This window comes from Pseudomonas sp. MEJ086 (genome assembly GCF_030209025.1).
Classification (GTDB): Bacteria; Pseudomonadota; Gammaproteobacteria; order Pseudomonadales; family Pseudomonadaceae; genus Aquipseudomonas; species Aquipseudomonas fulva_A.
This window is the reverse complement of record NZ_JARVSV010000023.1, coordinates 38,399-57,343: the sequence shown is the minus strand read 5'-3', so window position 1 is coordinate 57,343 and position 18,945 is coordinate 38,399. Positions and strand designations below refer to the sequence as shown.

The 18,945-nt window shown below is 56.7% G+C and carries 15 protein-coding genes and 1 pseudogene; 7 read left to right on the top strand and 9 right to left on the bottom strand.

Features of this window, described 5'->3' with window-relative positions:
* Positions 1-20: 20 nt before the first annotated feature.
* The 3 genes from QRN22_RS14820 (at position 21) to QRN22_RS14810 (ending at position 2,821) form a co-directional block, all read left to right on the top strand.
* Positions 21-1,217, top strand: a complete 1,197-nt coding sequence (locus QRN22_RS14820) for an MFS transporter (protein WP_082045799.1) — start codon at positions 21-23, stop codon at positions 1,215-1,217.
* A gap of 23 nt (positions 1,218-1,240) precedes the next feature.
* Positions 1,241-2,155 carry a LysR family transcriptional regulator gene (locus QRN22_RS14815; RefSeq protein WP_042554262.1) on the top strand — a complete coding sequence of 305 codons (915 nt, stop codon included), beginning with the start codon at positions 1,241-1,243 and terminating at the stop codon, positions 2,153-2,155.
* Between the two features lie 507 nt (positions 2,156-2,662).
* Entirely contained in the window at positions 2,663-2,821 is a 159-nt protein-coding gene (locus QRN22_RS14810) for a hypothetical protein (RefSeq protein ID WP_156152710.1), read from the top strand.
* Positions 2,822-2,968: 147 nt separating this feature from the next.
* On the opposite strand, the gene QRN22_RS14805 is transcribed toward QRN22_RS14810, so the two are convergent.
* Positions 2,969-3,187 carry a hypothetical protein gene (locus QRN22_RS14805; protein ID WP_156152711.1) on the bottom strand — a complete coding sequence of 73 codons (219 nt, stop codon included), beginning with the start codon at positions 3,185-3,187 and terminating at the stop codon, positions 2,969-2,971.
* Between the two features lie 155 nt (positions 3,188-3,342).
* Here QRN22_RS14805 and QRN22_RS26655 point away from each other — a divergent pair.
* Positions 3,343-4,422, top strand: a pseudogene (locus tag QRN22_RS26655) (cache domain-containing protein); the annotation flags it as partial.
* A 90-nt stretch (positions 4,423-4,512) separates the two neighbouring features.
* A complete protein-coding gene (locus tag QRN22_RS26650) occupies positions 4,513-5,280 on the top strand; it encodes a methyl-accepting chemotaxis protein (RefSeq protein WP_502945150.1) in 768 nt (255 codons plus the stop codon).
* A gap of 67 nt (positions 5,281-5,347) precedes the next feature.
* On the opposite strand, the gene QRN22_RS14795 is transcribed toward QRN22_RS26650, so the two are convergent.
* Positions 5,348-6,241 carry a LysR substrate-binding domain-containing protein gene (locus tag QRN22_RS14795; RefSeq protein WP_042554180.1) on the bottom strand — a complete coding sequence of 298 codons (894 nt, stop codon included), beginning with the start codon at positions 6,239-6,241 and terminating at the stop codon, positions 5,348-5,350.
* 143 nt (positions 6,242-6,384) lie between these two features.
* Between QRN22_RS14795 and ydiJ the strand changes: the two genes are divergently transcribed.
* The gene (ydiJ, locus tag QRN22_RS14790; protein WP_042554179.1) at positions 6,385-9,414 is read left to right on the top strand and encodes a D-2-hydroxyglutarate dehydrogenase YdiJ; all 3,030 of its coding nucleotides are present in this window, start codon (positions 6,385-6,387) and stop codon (positions 9,412-9,414) included.
* Between the two features lie 151 nt (positions 9,415-9,565).
* Here ydiJ and fdhA read toward each other — a convergent pair whose 3' ends face one another.
* Both fdhA and QRN22_RS14780 read right to left on the bottom strand, forming a co-directional pair.
* Entirely contained in the window at positions 9,566-10,765 is a 1,200-nt protein-coding gene (fdhA, locus tag QRN22_RS14785) for a formaldehyde dehydrogenase, glutathione-independent (protein ID WP_042554178.1), read from the bottom strand.
* Between the two features lie 245 nt (positions 10,766-11,010).
* On the bottom strand, positions 11,011-11,952 hold the full coding sequence (locus QRN22_RS14780) for a LysR substrate-binding domain-containing protein (RefSeq protein ID WP_042554177.1): 942 nt from the start codon (positions 11,950-11,952) through the stop codon (positions 11,011-11,013).
* A gap of 478 nt (positions 11,953-12,430) precedes the next feature.
* Here QRN22_RS14780 and QRN22_RS14775 point away from each other — a divergent pair, with 478 nt between their 5' ends.
* Positions 12,431-13,396, top strand: coding sequence for a GlxA family transcriptional regulator (locus QRN22_RS14775; protein ID WP_231570161.1), 966 nt, complete (start codon positions 12,431-12,433; stop codon positions 13,394-13,396).
* Positions 13,397-13,445: 49 nt separating this feature from the next.
* On the opposite strand, the gene QRN22_RS14770 is transcribed toward QRN22_RS14775, so the two are convergent.
* The 5 genes from QRN22_RS14770 to proW form a co-directional block, all read right to left on the bottom strand.
* A complete protein-coding gene (locus tag QRN22_RS14770; protein WP_082045794.1) occupies positions 13,446-13,808 on the bottom strand; it encodes a cupin domain-containing protein in 363 nt (120 codons plus the stop codon).
* A 48-nt stretch (positions 13,809-13,856) separates the two neighbouring features.
* Positions 13,857-15,173: an NAD(P)/FAD-dependent oxidoreductase gene (locus QRN22_RS14765; protein ID WP_042554174.1), complete on the bottom strand. Its 1,317-nt coding sequence runs from the start codon at positions 15,171-15,173 to the stop codon at positions 13,857-13,859.
* Between the two features lie 320 nt (positions 15,174-15,493).
* On the bottom strand, positions 15,494-16,840 hold the full coding sequence (gene dddP / locus QRN22_RS14760; RefSeq protein WP_042554173.1) for a dimethylsulfonioproprionate lyase DddP: 1,347 nt from the start codon (positions 16,838-16,840) through the stop codon (positions 15,494-15,496).
* Positions 16,841-16,909: 69 nt separating this feature from the next.
* Positions 16,910-17,926 (bottom strand): glycine betaine/L-proline ABC transporter substrate-binding protein ProX, encoded by a 1,017-nt coding sequence (proX, locus tag QRN22_RS14755; protein ID WP_042554200.1) that lies wholly within the window; start codon positions 17,924-17,926, stop codon positions 16,910-16,912.
* Between the two features lie 55 nt (positions 17,927-17,981).
* On the bottom strand, positions 17,982-18,935 hold the full coding sequence (gene proW / locus QRN22_RS14750) for a glycine betaine/L-proline ABC transporter permease ProW (RefSeq protein WP_042554172.1): 954 nt from the start codon (positions 18,933-18,935) through the stop codon (positions 17,982-17,984).
* Between the last annotated feature and the right edge of the window lie 10 nt (positions 18,936-18,945).

Below are 18,945 nucleotides of genomic sequence, written 5' to 3'. Positions count from 1 at the left end.
TGGCGCTATCGAGTATGAGTATGCCTACTCCGAACCAGTCACCCATTTATCTCATCGCCTTGGGGGCTTTCGCCCTCGGAATGGCTTCCTATGTCACCGCCGGCTTGATCCCGATGATCGAGGATTCCTTTGCGGTCTCCGTTGCGGTTGCGGCCCAGTTGGTCACGTCGTTTACCCTGGCTTACGGCCTAGGCTCACCGATATTTGTGGCGTTGACGCCACCACACCGCCAACGCACCGGCCTGTTGGTTGCACTGGGCATTTTTGTGATCGCTAACGTAGCAAGCGCGCTGTCTGAGAGTTTCACCGTGCTGATGATCTGGCGCGCGGTTGCGGGGATCGGCGCAGGCGTCTACCTAGCAATGGGGATTGGGGCGGCCGCAGCAGTCTCCACTCCGGAGCGGCGCGGTAAGGCCATCGCCATCATCATGGGTGGTATGGCAAGCGGCGTCGTGCTCGGCGTCCCCCTCAGCCTGCTCATCGCCGAACGACTGGGATGGGAAGCCGCGCTCTGGCTGGTCAGCGTTCTTGGACTAATCGCTTTCATCGGCTTGCTACTGAAACTCCCTGCCCTGCCCGCGGCAGCATCCAGTTCCTTGAGTCAGAAGTTCGCGATCCTGGGAGATGGCCACGTGGCAGTCATCTTGCTGGTTTCGCTGCTGGCGGCCATAGCTAGTCTGGGCATGTACACCTTCATCGCACCGTTGCTGGCTGACCCGAACTACGGGGCAGTTAGTTCAATCACGCCCTACCTGTGGGTATGGGGAATCGGTGGTGTATTAGGCAGCTTCCTGGTCGGACCGTTAGTAGACCGTTTCAAAGGTTCATTGCTCACCTTTGCCATCATGGTGATCCTGGCTGTCTCGCTGTTTGCACTCCCCTTCGCGGCCGCGCTGAGTTCCTGGCTGGTGATGCTGCCAATTGTCATATGGGGGGCAGTCGGCTGGGCCCTGCAAGTGCCGCAAAACAATGAGCTCATTCTGGCGCGCCAAGCACACGGCGATGACAACCTCGCGATTGCTCTGAATGAGTCAGCGTTATATCTCGGCAGCGCGATTGGCGCAGCAGCAGGCGGCTTTGTATTGCTCCTGCAAATGCCAACCTGGACGCTGGCCGCATGCGCCGGTGCGGTAGCCAGCTTGGGCGCCCTGCTGCAAATCATCAATCTACGTCGGCGCAACAGTGCCGTGGTCGGCGTGCCCCCTCATCAAAGCTGATAAACCATAAAGGAGGTTTGGCCGTGGAGCTGCGCCATCTTCGCTGTTTCATCGCCGTCGCAGAGGAATTGCACTTCGCTCGCGCAGCCGCGCGTCTGCACATCGAGCAGTCTCCACTCTCCAGGATCATCAAGGAGCTGGAGTATCGCCTTGGCGTGCAGCTGTTCGAGCGCACGACACGTCGCACGCGCCTGACCTGGGCTGGAGAAGTATTACTCGAAGAGGCTCGACGCATTTTTGCAGTTGTCGAGCAGGCTCAGGCTAGCGTCAGAAGTGCAGCGGCGGGTTTTCGAGGCCGAATTCGCGTTGCACTGTCTGACGGTATCCCCCAGACCCGACTCGCGGCACTGTTGGCGCAGTGCCGCGAGGAGGAGCCAGAAGTTGAGATCTGTCTGTCCGAAGTCGCTGTCAGCGAGCAGCTCAAAGGACTCGATGACGGACTTTTTGACGTGGGCTTGGCGCAGTACGAAGAGGTTGGTGAGGGGCTAATTGCCGAGCCAGTGTGGTTCGATCCTGTGGTTGTGACCGTCCCCTCACGCCACCCGTTGCTGACCTACAAGCGCATTCCACTAGAAGAGGTCGTGCGATACCCATTAGTGCTCTGTGATCCCAAGGTCTGCGAAGGATTCTGGAACCAGCTGCAGCGAATACTGGCAACAGTGGACACCCAGCTAACGATTGCTGATCAGGTGCCTACCCTGGATCTTATGATGGCATTGGTGGCTGCTGGATATGGACTTGGTTTCTCCAGTCAGGCTCGTATCACTGAGCTCAATAACCCTGACGTTGTTGCTAGGCCCCTTGCTGGTTGCCCCGCACTGCTGACCACATACCTGATCCGCCCCCGGAGGGAACCGGCCGAGCAATTAGCCCGCTTCATGAACCGAGTTAACCCGTCCGAAACTCGAACCACCCTCCCGCAACAGGAGACCGCCTGATGAACAAAATCATGCTGCTTTACGTTTGTGTTAACTGCATGCGAAAAGCCACTGCCGTTCGAGTCGGCGGAAGTGCTTGCGGAAAACTGTGCGCGCCTCGAGGAGCTAAACCAACTCTGTAAAAGTGACCGCGACAGAGTGGGCAACGTTCAGTGCAACGAAGTCACCAAAGTTGCATTATCACCAAGCACCGTGACTCGCGAGTTAATCGCTCAAGCGCTTCATGCTGCTGCAACGACCACCTCTCAATCACCGTCTCGTGTTAGCACCTAAAGGCCGCGTCATTGACGAAATCACCGAACGCCTGCCAGCGCACCGCTTCTCGAGCTAGGCGGGCAAGATAGTCGACTTCAAAAACGACGGTTTCCCGGATTCTCTCGCCAGCGTGATTCAGGTGCCGGGATTCGTACCGCTGCATCTGAGGCTTGGCAGAACGACGCCAAGGGCTTCTTCAAGGACGTAACGCTTGATGCAGTACCAGACATTCCCGTTGGTCGAAGCTCGAGCATGGGCTCTGGCGACCTTGATGGCCAGGGCAAGACCGACATTTTCATTGGCGGCTGGGGCGCACAAGCCAGGCTGCTGCTTACCGATAAACAAGGCAATCAGGAAGGCCTGCCCGGGCAGCAAAGATTGGCACCAGCTCGTAGCAAAGACCGCAACTAGAGCGTGTGACTTTATCCTCTTACCTGCGCATCGCCTCGCACGTCCGTGGCAGAACCTGTCCAAGCTCAGAAATCGTCAGGCGCTCATGACCGTCCACCTGGAGTGCCGTGGCATTGAGCTCGGCGCCAAGACCTTGATGTAGCCCAGTTAAAGCACTTCATCAATAATTTTTGGAATTTCACTGTGCGAACTCAAGCTCAGCGCGACGAAACTCCCGAAAAATGTCGCTCCTGTTATAGCAACGCCTGCTGGCACAGCCGACCATACGGCAAAGCCAAACTTCTTGAGTTCGAAGAACTCTCGGGAATTATTTTTTACCGGTTCTCTATTAGCAAGAGAGCTTGGATATTTTGCCTCATCATGCAACTAAGCTTCATCGCGAGCATTGAGCTTGATCGCCTCAAGCTCTCATCTTTGCAGCCGAATAACTACTCAGAGCATGACTGAATCTGCACACTCACGTTTCCTGCTTTAACGATAAAACCCATAAAAACGTTTTTTGACCCCGCAGGAAACCACCCGTGAACATCAAACAGAAACTGACTTGGGCCTTCGCGGCCATCGCCTGTGTGCCCGTCGTGCTGGTCGCCGTCGTTGTGGTGATCAACCTGCGCGCTCAAGCGCAGGACAACTTCCTCGACAGCAGTAATCGAGAAATTCGTCAGATCGAAAACGCCATGAATCAGTTTTTCGATGCCATTGCGCAGAACGTCGAATACTTTGCGAAGAGCCCACAAATACAGAATGCCCGAGATCTGAAGAACTACATCAGTCCGGATGCGCCTCAAACCCCCATGACAGAGACAGGCAAAGAGCTGTTACAGCTATTCGGTCAGTTCGCGTCCACCCACCCGACTACGGCGTATTTGTCCTTAGCCAATGTAGACGGCACTTACGTCAGTTGGCCTGATGACCCCAACTTCAATAGCTACGATCCGCGCGTGCGGCCTTGGTACAAAAGCGCCTTGGACTCGCCGGGCAAAGTGGTGCGCAGCCCTGCCTATGCCTATCAAGATGAAGTGTTAATGGCCACCGTCCGCACCGTTGACGACAGCCAGGGTAAAAACCTCGGCGTGATCAGCCTGGACGTTTCACTCAAGCAGCTCACCGAGCTGGTCAAGCAGATCAAGCTCGGCGATAGCGGCTACCTGATGCTGCTGGAAAGCAACGGCAACGTGCTGGTCGACCCTCGCGACCCCGCCCATGGCTTCAAGTTGATCAGCGAGCTGGGCGACGGCTACACGCAGCTGGCCGGCGTACAGAATGGCTTGGTCGAGGTAGAACTGGGCGGCGTGCCGTACATGGCCAACGTCTGGTCGTCGAGCACTCTGGGCTGGCGCTTTATCGGCCTGATCGAGCGCAGTGAAGTCATGGCCAAGGCCACCAGCCTGACCTGGCAAATCGCGATCATCGCGGCTGTGTTGGCCGTGCTGTTCGCCATCGTCGGTGCCAGCTTCGCCGGCCTGATTGTCAAACCGATTCGCAGCGTGGCCGGTGGCCTGGAAGGCATCGCCCAGGGCGAAGGCGACCTGACCCGCAACCTCGACGTGCGCGGCAATGACGAAACCGCTCTGCTGGCACGCTGGTTCAACCAGTTCCTTGGCGCCATCCGCACCCTGGTGCAACGCATCGGCAGTGCTTCGGCAGACCTGCAAACCGCCTCGGATGCCAGCACCCGTGTGGCCCGCGACATGAACAATGCCGCTGGCCGTCAGCGCGAGGCCGTGGAACTGGTATCTACCGCTTTTAATGAGATGGTCGCCACCGCCAACGAAGTGGCACGCTCCTGCAGCCACGCAGCCTCCTCGGCCGACTCCGGCCAGCGGCAGGTGCACGATGGTCAGTTGCAGATCGATGAAGCCACCGGCAGCGTCTCGCGGCTGAGCGAGAACCTGCAGAAGTCGGCTCAGGCCATGCAGGTACTGGAGCAGGACAGCAAGAACATCAATGCCATTCTCGACACCATCCGCTCGATCGCCGAGCAGACCAACCTGTTGGCCCTCAACGCCGCCATCGAGGCCGCACGCGCTGGCGAGCAGGGCCGGGGGTTCGCCGTGGTCGCTGATGAAGTACGTGCACTGGCCAAACGCACTGCGGATTCAACGGGCGAGATTGACAGCCTGCTTGGTGGACTGGCCAGACGCACCCAGGAGGTGACCAAACAGATGCAGAGCAGCCTGAGCATGTCGCAGCAGAGCGTCGAACGGATTCAGCAGGCTCGCGACAGCTTCGAGCAGATCCGTACCTCGGTGGACGAAATCCGCGATCAGAACAATCAGATCGCCACGGCGGCCGAAGAACAGCACCATGTGGCCGAAGACATCAACCGGCACATCGCGCAGATCCACACCGATGCACAGTTGGTCGAGGAACTGGCGCATTCGGCGCGCAGCGACTCACAGCGCCTGGAATCGCTGTCCGGCGAACTGAATGGGCTGGTGGGGCGTTTCAGAACCTAGCTAGCGGTAGCTGCTGACCCGCTGAAAATGAAGCGACGCCCTACCATCTGACCAACCGTCGACTGGCCTAGCTGTTCTCGAGCTCAGCCAGCAACCAGCGCCGGAATGCGTCAAGAGATGGCAGAGCGGCGTTGCGTGGTGGATAAACCAGGCAATACCTTCGCTGGCTCGAAACAGCGGCACCGACGGTGACCAGTACGCCTTGCCGCAGTTCTTCTTCAACCAATATGCGCGGCACCATACCGACGCCGATTCCAGCTCGCACGGCCTGGATCAAATGGGATGTAAGCTCGAAGTTCGACCCGCCACGCATCTGTTGCGGTGCAAGCCCCTGCTTCGCAAACCACTCCACCCAGAGCGGAGGATGGCTGGCGACTTGTAGTAGCGACTGCTGAGCGATCATCTCCGGTGTAGCCCCTGCGCTTGACGAGAAAATGGACGGGCTTGCCACTACAACCATCGATTCATCGAGAAGCGGATGCACCACCATATCCGGCCAATCACCGCTTAAGACACAAATCGCCGCATCAATCTCTCCTTCTTCGAAATTGACCGCCCGTATTCGCGAATGCACGTGTACCTGGACGCCGGGGGTAGCCGCATAGAACTGGTTCAACCTCGGCAGCAGCCAGGTCGAGCCGAAGGTTGGCAGCAGTGCAAGTCGTAGCGTACCTACGCTTGAACCATAAGCAACGGCTTGCAAGGTGGCGTTACGGATCTGGGCCAACGCGCCACTGAGCTCAAGCATGTATAGCCGGCCTACGTCGGTAAGTACGATTGCTCGACCTTCACGACGAAACAGCGATACGCCTAATTGGCTTTCAAGCGATTGGACTTGGCGACTCACTGCACTTTGAGTCAAGGAAAGCTCCATAGCCGCGCGGGTATAGCTTTCATGACGAGCGGAGGCCTCAAACGCTAACAGCAGCGACATAGATGGAGTGAGCCTACGATAATTCATTCATAAAGCTCATGAGTTACACTCCAAAAATACCGTTGTAGCATAGCGCCAGTGGCGTGAAAATCCCCTCTTAATACTAAAGAGCCCAAGATAAACCTTCGCATCCCGAAGGTATCAAGGCCGGCCATGAGAGAGATTTAGCCATGATTGCGCGCATCGCCGTACCGTCCGCACCTGCTGCTCCTTACCTAGCCTTTCTGGATGCGCTGCGCAGTAGTGGCTTTCGTGGCGAGATTGCTCAGGATCATGCCAGCCTTACGGTTCTGGCGACTGATAACTCGATCTATCAGCGCTTTCCGCAATCTGCGGTATTTCCATTAGATTCGCAGGACGTGCAGATGCTTGCCCGGATCGCCGCTGAACCAGAGCATCGGAGCGTGCGCCTGACTCCTCGAGGTGGCGGCACCGGCACCAATGGTCAGTCGCTAACCGATGGTGTTGTGGTCGATCTGTCTCGGCATATGAACGCAATCCTGGAGATCAACGTCGACCAGCGCTGGGTGCGTGTTCAGAGCGGCGTCGTCAAAGATCAACTCAACGCTGCGCTGAAACCCTACGGTCTGTTCTTTGCTCCCGAGCTCTCGACTTCTAACCGGGCAACTATTGGCGGCATGATCAATACCGACGCCAGCGGGCAAGGCAGTTGCACCTATGGAAAAACGCGAGACCATGTTCTAGAACTGGATACCGTTCTGCTAGGTGGGGAGCGCTTAACCAGCGGCCCTGTCGAAGCAGAGGTGTTGAGCCAGGAGCTCGCTCGAGGGGATAGAGTCGGAAATGTCTACCGCTGCGCTGAACGTATTCAGCGTGAGAAAGCTGAGCTGATTGATGCCTGCTTTCCCAAGCTGAACCGCTGCCTGACAGGTTACGACCTGGCTCACCTTCGCGAACCCGATGGACGCTTCAACCTCAACAGCGTCTTGTGCGGGGCTGAAGGTTCGCTGGGATTCGTTGTCGAAGCCAAGCTGAATGTTCTGCCCATACCCGAGTACTCGGTTCTAGTGAACGTACGCTACGCGGGCTTCATGGACGCCCTACGCGATGCACGCAATCTCATCACCATGACCCCGCTATCAATCGAGACGGTCGATTCCAAGGTCTTGCTTCTAGCGATGCAAGATATAGTCTGGCACGGCGTCGCAGAGTATTTTCCCCAGGGAGAGCAAGTGCCGACACTGGGTATCAACTTGGTTGAATTCAGCGGCAATGAGCCAGAAGAGGTGGACGCCCGAGTGGCTGGATTCCTTGATTATCTGCGCCGCGATAGCAGTGTGACGCGACTGGGCCATACTCTCGCAACCGGCCGAGCAGCTGTGTCACGTATATACGCAATGCGAAAACGCGCAGTGGGCCTGCTCGGAAACGTAGAGGGCGAAATCCGGCCGCAGCCTTTCGTCGAAGACACAGCTGTGCCGCCAGAAAATCTGGCGGACTTCATTACCGAATTCCGCGCCCTGCTCGACAGCCACGGTCTGACGTACGGCATGTTTGGCCACGTTGATGCTGGCGTGCTCCACGTTCGCCCAGCCCTGGACATGAAGGATCCGCTACAAGCAGCCAAGGTACGGCCGATCTCCGATGCAGTGGCACAGCTCACCCAGCGTTACGGCGGACTACTCTGGGGCGAGCACGGAAAGGGGGTGCGCTCTGAATATGCCCCGGCGTTCTTCGGCGCACTTTACCCATCACTGCAAGCGCTCAAGAGCGCGTTCGACCCCCACAATCAGCTCAACCCTGGAAAAATCGCCACACCGCTGGAGAGCAGTGAAACACTGCTCAAGATCGACGAAGTGACGCTACGTGGTGAGTTGGATAGGCAAATCGACGAGCGCGTGTGGCAAAGCTATGGAAGTGCCGTGCACTGCAACGGCAATGGAGCCTGCTACAACTTCGATCCGGACGATGCGATGTGCCCATCCTGGAAGGCGACACGTGAGCGCGTACAATCGCCCAAGGGTCGCGCATCCTTGCTTCGTGAATGGTTGCGCCTGCAGGGGCAGGCCGGTGTGGATGTCTTGGCGCCGGTAGCCGATGGCCCGGTGAATTTCTTGCGTTCACTACCAGAGCGCTGGCGTAACTCACGCAGCAACGATGAAGATTTCTCGCATGACGTTTACGACGCCATGGCCGGGTGTCTGGCATGCAAGAGCTGCGCGGGTCAGTGCCCGATCAAAGTCAATGTGCCTGAATTTCGCTCGCGCTTTCTTGAGCTATACCATCGGCGCTATCTACGCCCGCTGCGCGATTACATGATCGGATCACTGGAGTTCAGCCTACCATTCTTCGCCCGCCTGCCTTGGCTGTACAACTGGTCGATGGGTTCGTCCTGGATTCGCAAGGCGCTGGCTACCCATATTGGAATGGTCGATAGCCCTTTGATCAGCGACTTCGACTTTGGCGAGATTTGTCGTCAATGGAACGTATTACCGGCCACTCCTAAAGCCCTGAGAAAGCTGGGCGCCGCGGAGCGCGAAAACAGTCTGATCCTTGTACAAGATGCATTCACGCGATTCTTCGAAACGCCACTGTTTGCGGCCTACATTGAGCTGGCAACCCGACTGGGATATCAGGTTTTCCTGGCGCCCTACTCTGCCAACGGCAAGCCACTACATGTTCAGGGATTTCTTGGTGCCTTTAGCAGCACAGCCAAACGCAACGCCCGGCGCTTGCAGGCACTGGCGAAATTCGAAGTGCCGTTGGTGGGCCTCGACCCGGCCATGACGCTGGTATACAGACAGGAGTACACCAAGCTCACCGGGCTGGAATGCCCGAAGGTGCTGTTACCTCAGGAATGGCTTGTCGATGCGCTGCTCGCACCCACCAAGCGAGTTGGCGCGAATAGGAAATATCGGCTTTTGGCCCATTGCACCGAAAAGACCAACGCAGCGCCGAGTACCGCACTCTGGCATACCGTGTTTGAGCGCGCAGGTCTGGAGCTTGCAACCCAGGCCACTGGCTGCTGCGGGATGTCTGGTACCTACGGCCATGAGGCTCGCAATCTGGAAACCTCTAAAAAGATTTTCGCGCAGTCGTGGGCGCCTGCACTAAGCATGATCGCTGAATCAGAACCACTAGCCACCGGCTACTCCTGCAGGAGCCAAGCAGCGCGCTTACATGACCGCCAACTGCGTCATCCGATAGAGGCGCTATTGGATTCCGTCCGGATGACTTAGAAAAAGTTTAGGCGTCGACGTATAAAGATTTAGTTGGGCTGCCAGAAAGGCTGCTGAAGAAATAAATTACTTGCCGAGGTAACTATCACTCGCCTGAGATCGAAGAAAAAGAGGAGCCGAAGCTCCTCTTGAGACTTACACCACTCAAGCTTTAAGCACTGAAGCTCTTGTGTGGGTCGATGACGAATTTCTTCGGTACGCCGGCATCGAACTCACCGTAGCCACGCGGCGCGTCTTCCAGGCTGATCACCTGCACGCCAACCACTTCGGCTATGTTGATGCGATCCCACATGATCGCCTGCATCAGGGCACGGTTGTACTTCATCACCGGTGTCTGACCGGTATGGAAGCTGTGCGACTTGGCCCAGCCGAGGCCGAAGCGGATGCTCAGGCTGCCGATCTTCGCCGCTGCGTCCACCGCGCCGGGGTCTTCGGTGACGTAGAGGCCGGGAATACCGATCTTGCCGGCCACCCGCACCACGCCCATCAACGAGTTGAGCACCGTAGCAGGCGCTTCGTGCTGGGCACCAGCATGGCCATGACCGCGTGCCTCGAAGCCCACCGCATCGACGGCGCAATCCACTTCAGGCTCACCGAGCAGGTCGGCGATCTGTTCGTGCAGCGGCGTGTCCTTGGACAGGTCAGCGATTTCGAAGCCTTGGGCCTTGGCGTGGGCCAGGCGCACCGGGTTGACGTCGCCAACGATGACGACCGCGGCACCGAGCAGTCGTGCAGAAGCTGCCGCTGCCAGACCGACTGGCCCGGCACCTGCGACGTACACGGTGCTGCCTGGGCCAACGCCAGCGGTGACAGCGCCGTGATAACCGGTGGGCAGGATGTCGGAGAGGCAGGTCAGGTCGCGGATCTTCTCCATCGCCTTGTCGCGATCCGGCAGCTTGAGCAGGTTGAAGTCGGCGTATGGCACCAGAACGTATTCGGCCTGGCCGCCAGTCCAGTCGCCCATGTCGACGTAGCCATAGGCGCCACCGGCACGCGCCGGATTGACCGTCAGGCAGACGCCCGTGTGCTGCTCCTTGCAGGAGCGGCAGCGGCCACAGGCGACGTTGAAGGGCACTGACACCAGATCACCGATCTTAAGGTTCTCGACATCGCTACCCTTCTCGATCACCTCACCAGTGATCTCGTGGCCGAGCACCAGGCCGACCTGGGCGGTGGTACGGCCGCGCACCATGTGCTGGTCGGAGCCACAGATATTGGTGGAAACCACCTTGAGAATGACCCCGTGCTCGATCTTGCGACCACGCGGATCCTGCATCTTCGGATAGTCGATCTTCTGGACTTCGACCTTGCCAGCGCCCAAATAAACAACACCTTGGTTACCCGTGCTCATACCTTATCCTTCTTATAATTTCTTGTCGGTTCGGTTAATACCTCATCTCAGTGCTGGAGCAGACCTACAGCGAACTACCTGAGTGTAAGGTCTGCTCTACATGTCAATGAGCACAGATGAGGCTTCTCGGAGTATCGGAGTGGGCGAAAACACCGTCAACGCGCATATTTCTGCGCTTCGCATGACCTCTCGTTATACGAAACGCGACGGAAAAGAGGACGGAAAAGAGATGGTGAGCTTGCCTGCTACTCGATGTGCTCTAGCTTTTCGACAAGAGGCGAATCCCCCCGCAGCCATTCGATTACTGCACTTACAGACGGAGTGACCGCGCGGCCATTGGGCAAAACGACGTAATAGGAATCCTTGGCGGGCAACGTGAAGCTGGTCAGACGCACAAGCTCTCCGGTAGCCAGCATTTTTTCTAGTAGGCGGCCCCACCCCAGCGCCACGCCTTGGCCATGACGTGCGGCCTCGACAGCGTCGGTGTACAAGCTGCAGCGAAGGGCGTAGTTCAACGTAGCGGGCTTTGCACCGACTCCTCGAAACCACGCGGCCCAGTTGATCCAGCCTTCCGAGGTCATGTCAGAGTCGATCAGGTCTACTCCGGCCAGATCATCCAACGACTCGGGAGCTGGATTGGACGCCAGCCAATCGGGCGAGCAGATAGGAAATACCTCCTCACCGAACAGCAGAATCGAAGTGCCATCTGGCCACACCCCATTGCCATAGCGAACAGCCAAATCGATGTCGTGGTGACGCAGATCCGCAGTGAACATCTGGGTGGTCAGGCGCAACTTCAGGTTCGGCTGTAATCGCTTCAGTACCGCCAAGTTGGGAAGAACCCGGAACTGAGAGAACGAGCCAGTCGTGGTTATCACCAGTTCCTGACTACCTGTACCCGACGAGAGCGTGTCGAATACACCGGCTATTTTCTGCATGGACTCTGCCACCACCTGATACAGAGTCTCCCCTTCACGGGTGAGTTTTATAGAGCGGTGCAGCCTGTGGAAAAGCTTCACACCCAACAGGTCTTCCAAAAAGCGAATCTGCCTGCTCACTGCCGCCTGGGTAACCCCCAGTTCCTTTGCGGCGATGGTGAAACTATCGAGCCGGGCTACCGCTTCAAAATCAACCAGTGCCGTAAGAGAAGGAATTAATCGCCGATACCCTCTCATGTTTTTTTCCATATAGTGGTCGTCCGTATCAGGAATCGTTCTCTAAAGCTGTTAGGCCGCCGACTAGACAGGACGCCCACACATGATCGCCAAAGCAGCGAATGCCTTGCCGATTAGTATCTCGGTATCCGTGGATATGAAATAGGTGATGGCCTTTTCTTTATATAAAGAATCTGCCAACTGAAGCCGAACAGCTTCAAAGTAGCCCGACGCCCTCTCCGCTTGTCCGAAACGAAGCGCCATAAGTCCTAGATATTATATTTGATGTGTGCGGTGTTATATTTGGGACAGGCCTTCGCCCTCTACTCTAGCTACTATGGCGCGCGCAAAGCCCCGCGTTCGAGTCGCCCTGACTCGGCGCGAATTGGCTCTTCACGTCTCGCCATTCGCGAGGAAAATAATAATGAAAATAGCTAGCACATACGAGACAGCTGACGACGAGGGTACAGCAAGTCGGATCAAACCAGACTTGCGTGTCGGGTTCATTCTGATGAATCAGTTCACCTTGGTTCCGGTTGCCGGCCTGGTCGACTCCCTCAGATTTGCAGCCGATAAGTCCTTTCGCAGCCAACAGATTTTCTGCAAATGGGACTGGATGACCTGCAACGATCAGCCCGTTACGGCCAGTTGTGGCATGCCGATATCGCCTACCAAACCCCTGAGCGTCATCGGCGAATACGATTATGTGATCTTGGCCGGCGGGCTGCTCAGTGAAACACGTGATCCGCCGCAATGGCTGCTCCAGCTATTACGTGATCTGCGCGCCGCCAATACGCCGATAATTGCCTTGTGCTCCGGCTCCTTTGTGCTCGCTAAAGCAGGGCTGCTGGATGGTCGTCGATGCGCGATCCATTTCACCATCCGTGAAGAATTCATGCAGCGTTTTCCAGAAGCGGAGGTTCTGGTGGACAAAAGCTATGTTGATGACGACGGCATCATCACATGCCCAGGCGGCACCGCCATCGATCTGGCCGCCAGTTTAATAAGCCGGCACTGTGGGTCGATCAGAGCGCAAAAAGGCCTGGAATACCTTCTCGTCGACGATGACGAAATCCAACGCCAGGCAACGGGCGAGAAAGCTGCAGTGACCGAACTGCATGTTTACAAGAATGATCTTGTGGAGCGTGCGATCAGCTACATGCGCAGCCATATGGACGCCCCAGGATCACTGCGGGCGGTTGCTTTAAGCATTGGCACCAATGAGCGGCAGTTGCACCGCGCCTTCATGTCCAATACCAACGAATCGCCGGCACACTACTGGCGCAAGCTGCGTTTGGATCACGCCAAGAAACTGCTGATGAATACCAGCCAGCACGTGACGCAGATTGCCTACGCCACTGGTTTTTCGGACGCCTCACACTTCATTCTCTGGTTCCGCAAACAGTTCGGTGAAACGCCCTGCTCTTTCCGCAAACGGCGCCACGATGCAGAAAAACTGATCAATACCGGGCATTGACCGTCAGCCCTGAGCCAGTGATGGCGCAGGGCTTCTTCTTACAGGCATGCTAAGCGACAACCGATGGCTGGCTCTCTACGATCAGCAATACACATCCTGTAGGCGATGACAGGAGGTGGATCGATCCAGCGGGATAGACGACGGCTTCTGTGGTTTGGAAGATGCGTCTATCACAATCCTCAATCGATCCTTGCAGTACGACGACCATTTCGATTGCCGAATGGCGATGCATGATGGAGTGAGCGCCCGCCTCCATTTTCATCCAGTAGCTGCTCCAATGTTCAGGAACATCTACTAGGTTGCACACACTTACACCCGGCAGCCGAGTTTCACCGACGTACATAGGTTGCCAGTCGGCATCAACGATAGCGGTATGGCGACGCCCAACCAGATCAACATGCGAAAAACTCATCACACCACCTCGAACTGGCCTTGTAGCTCAGCAGTTATCGGAGCTTCGCTAGCTCTCCAGCCCCGCGCGGTGTTGGCCATACCACAGGTTGGCATTCACGCCCAGGGACAGGAACGGCTCTGGAGGGTTACGGCTTGGCCCGTCGGAGGAGATCAGGAAATCGATCAGCTCATTTCGATCACCGGCAAGCCAGTCGGCCAGAAGGGTTCCGGTGATGGTGCCACGCGTAATCCCAAGCCCATTGCAACCCAGTGCGCCATAGACGTTCTTGGCTAACTCTCCAAAGTGTGAAGCGTGGTTACGCGTCATACCCATCGCGCCGCCCCAGGTGTATTCGAAATCAACACCCGGGAGCATGGGGAAGCGACGATCAAAGGAAGTACGCTGCGCCTTGGCCGCCCGTTGCAAAAAGTGCTGGTTAGTCTTACCTGACATATGAAAGCTGAAGCTATTGCGAACCATCAGTCTTTGGTCAGGCGTACGTCGCAATGTGCTGCCAAAGGGATCAGCCGGAATAACGCCCCAAACCGGCTTGCCACCAAGACGCGCCTGTTCAGCGTCCGTCAATACGCGCGTCATGCTCGCATACGTGAAGACTGGCAACAGGCGCCCTTTCAGAAAGCCAAACTGTGAGGCGAAGGCATTGTTGGTCAGCACCAGCTTGTCGGCGATGATAGTGCCGGCGTCGTGCTTGAGGGTGATCGAGCTACCGTACTCGACGCTTTTGATTGGCGTTGTCTCGTAAAGGCTGACGTTTTTCGGCAAGCTCTCGGCAAGCCCCTTCACCAGCGCTGCTGGCTGAAGAAGAATGGTGCCCGGAGTGAACAGCGCTTTGCGGTAAAACGAGGTGCCAATATGTTCTGGCAGATCCTTCCCCTCTACGATCTCGTATGCCTGGCCAAGTTTTTCAAGACCACTCTTGTAAGCCTCGAGAACGCGAAGACCTTTATCCTCGATAGCCGCCTGATACTTGCCGACCGGGTTCATCTGACAGTCAATGCCATGCTGGTCAATCAGCGCACGGAGGATCTTCTGCGCAGCAAGATTGAGCTTCAGATTCAAACTTGCGGTGGCCGGGTCACCGATGTAGTCAGGCGCGCCGATGTCATGCGGCAAGTCGATCGCAAAACCTGAGTTACGCCCCGAAGATCCAAAACCAACCTGCTGAGCCTCCAGCAACACCACCTGGTCATTGGGAAACCTCATTGCCAGTTGCCGAGCTGCAGCCAACCCGGTCAAACCTGCGCCGATAACGGCCCAGCGTGCACGAGTGTGGCCTGTATGAGCGATCTTAGGGACTCTCGGCGGGCTGAGGTGAAACCAACCACAGCCATTATCGTCTGCAGGGAGCTCTTGTATCTTCATGGTGCTCGACTCTCAACCGTAATATGGCTGGATTATGGAGTCGCCAGCCTCCTCTGCCTGTAAGAAAAATGACGATTGTCGGCACGATTTTTCCGTTATACAGGTTTCAGCATTGAGCCATTAATTCGTGGCAAGACACGCATAAATCGACTCACCTATATCAGAAAATGGCGCACTGACCAGGATCTATCACAATGAGTCATATGGCCTCGAACAACGGTCGCAGGTATGTGGCAACAACCTAAAGCGTATTTTCCCGGCGCCGATCCTATCGCATGCTACGTTGCCGCTAGCGCCGTCTGCGGCGCACTCAAACCCGCTCAGTCGCCCAGGAAGCTTTGTTCAAATGGATACGTTGTCAGCAGTTCGTAGCCATCAGAGGTAACAAGCAACTGGTTCTCCAGCTTGATGCCGTCACGACCTCCCACTTCGCCAACATAAGCCTCGACACACAACGTCATCCCTGCCTGGAGCTCGCCTTCATAACCGTAGGATTGCAAATCTTCTGGGTAGCGAATGCATGGGTATTCATCGCACAGCCCAACACCGTGAAACATGACCCCGTAGCGCTGCGCTCGACAACTCTCAGGCAACCGATGCCCCCTTGCAGTCAGCTCGGTAAAACCAACTCCCGGCCTAACCAAGTCGGTATTGGTGAGGATGTGCTCATGCGCGATGCGGTATAAACGCCGCTGCTCGGCGCTCGGCTGACGGTCACCACAAATCCAACTACGTGACATGTCGACGCAAAAACCATAGACGCCGATCAGGTCTGTATCGAATGACAGGAGATCGCCATCACTGATCACCCGCGGGCCCGACTCCTGGTACCAAGGATTCGTACGCGGCCCGGAGCTTAAAATTCGGGTCTCGATCCACTCGCCCCCGCGCCTGATATTGCCCGCGTGCAAGACAGACCAAACGTCGTTTTCGGTCATTCCAGCGCGCAAGGCGCTATGCATCTCTTTCACCGCGGCCTCACAGGAAGAGACTGCGCAACGCATGCCAAGTATCTCGTCCGGCCCTTTGATCAGACGTGCACATTCCATGATTTCCTGACCGCTGTGCACCTCCAGACCAAGAGCGTCTAGCGCTCGAAGCCCTGCAACCTCAATACGATCTACGGCCAGCCGGCGATTTGTTCCAGAACGCTGACGCAGAAGCTCGTCGACCTGGCTAGCGAAACGCGTGGCATGCTCATCAGTACGGGTGCCTGTTTCGAAATAGAAGAAAGACGCGCCGCTGCGCAGCTCACTGACAAGCGGTAAATGCGCGGAAAGATGGCTGCAACCGTGAAAATCCCACAACACCACATAACCATCGGCAGACACGAAGCAAGCCCGTGCAGGGTTATGAGTTGTCCAGAGTTGCATGTTCGTGCTGTCGGTCGCGTACCGGATGTTAAGCGGATCGAATAGCAACACACCGCCGAGGTCGCGGGCGACTAACTGCTCGCAAATGCGCTGAAGGCGGTACTCACGCATCGCCACCAACGTGGGTAGCTGCAATCCGAGGTGCTTCCACTCGGAAAAAGCCAGTGGGGTTGGGCCAATCTCTACCCGGTCGTTGTCGTCGAGAGATCCATCTGCCTTTACCGGTAACAACATCTCTCTGGTCGGATCGATACGCCGAGCATGAGGGGGGATCGATAACGGTGAGCTGGTCATGATCGGCAGCCATCCCTAATCACTCTTTCAATTGGCCGCCCTTACCCAGGCGGCCGTGGTGGCATCACCTCAGTTTGCGGCCTGGCGGGCCGCCTGCAGCCATTGATCAAACTGCTGCCGATGAGCAGCGATCCACTCCTTGGCATGGCGCTGGATATCAGCGATGGTCTTCTCGCCTTCCTGCATTTTCAGGTTTTGGGCGCTTTCGTCAGCAGCGCTGATCTGCATCAAGGAGAGGAACTTCAAGGCTGCCGGATTCTCTTCCGCGAACTCGCGATTCAATACAGCCTCAACTTTATCCACTGCGAACCCGAGATTCTTACCTTGGTAAAGGGTATTGACGTCGTTCTTACCATCCGGAAGGTCGGTTTTGGGTACCTCGAGCCAGACGACATCACGGCCTTCGACCAATACGCCTGCGACCCACTGTGGAACCCACGTGTAATAGAAGACCGGTTTACCTTCCTTGAATCGGGTGATGGTGTCGGCCATCAGCGCAAAATACGACCCTTGGTTTACGTGAACAGTCTTATCCAGATCGTAGGCTTCGATCTGGTGGGAAATGATCAGCTCACATCCCCAGCCAGGGTTGCAGCCGGTAAGATCAGCCTTACCATCACCGTCAGCATCGAACAATTTGGCGATTTCGGGCTTTTTGAGATCGGTGATGTATTTGATGTTGTGAGCATCGGCGGTTTTCTTATCAATCAAGTATCCCTGCAATACGCCAGGCATGATATCCCCGGCCTTGACCATGTTCTCGTCGCCCCCGGCTTTCTCGTAGAAGCTCTTATGCAGCTGATCCCAAACGTTCACCGTGAAGTCGGCATCCCCGTACCCGACTGCGAGCACCATGGTTGCGTACTCGGTCTCTTTGGGTTTCTGGACGTTGTAGCCTAGCTCGCGCAACCCAGCCATCGCGATTTCACCACGAAATCGCTCTTCGTCCACGGACGGGAAAGCGGGTGTAACCTTGATGCCGTCACCCGGCTTCTCCGCAGAAGCGTTGGCACACAGTGACGCTACTGACAGTGCGAGAACCGAAACGCATTGGAGAATGCCGCGGGAGAGATTGGACTCAAACATGATCGCGTACCTAATGGGTTTATTTATGGGTATCAGCGGTTTAAAAAGGGCTAGCTCATGCGTCTTGCACAACGTTGCGGTTGGCCTTTCCCGTGAACAGTCGAAGCAGCAAGCCGAGGGGACCGGTTTGGTACCAGCGCTGGCTTGGATCGTCACTGGTACGCGCGCCCATAGCCTGCGTCAGGCGGTCGAGGAAAATCGCCAGTAATACCAGCCCGACGCCGCCGACTGTGGCCAAGCCCATGTCCAGTCGACCGATACCACGCAATACCATCTGCCCAAGCCCGCCGACCGAGATCATCGATGCGATTACAACCATCGAAAGCGACAGCATCAGGGTCTGGTTGACGCCCGCCATGATGGTTGAGGTGGCCAGTGGTAATTGCACTCGCTTGAGCATCTGCCAGGGCGTGCAACCAAATGCACGAGCAGCCTCGATCTTGTCCTCCGGCACCTGGCGAATGCCCAGATTGGTCAGGCGCACAAGAGGGGGCAAGGCAAAGACAATCGTCACCAGTACACCAGGAACGTTGCCGATACCAAACAACATGACCACCGGCACCAAGTAGACGAACGCCGGTAGCGTTTGCATGGCGTCCAGTACTGGTCGGATCACCCGTTCCAAGGCATCGCTACGCGCACAGATGATGCCCAGCGGAATGCCGATCAAGGCGCAGAAGAATACTGACGTCAGCACCAGAGACAATGTGGTCATTGACTCGGACCAGACGCCTATCAGACCGAGCAACGTGAGTGTGATGAAGCACAGCAACGCCATGCGCTTGCCCGCTAACTGCCAGCCAAGTAGGGAGGAAAGAATGATACCGATGGTTGGCGGAATGCTTTGCAGGATGAACTCAATGCCGTTGAGTACCTGATCGATAGGCCAGCGTATGGCACGAAATAGGTCGCGAAAGTTGTGCACCAGATAATTCAGGGTGCTTTCGACCCATTCACCTAGCGGGATAGTGGCGTACTGGAACGGATCCAGAAGGCTGAATTCGGACATGGGAGTTACC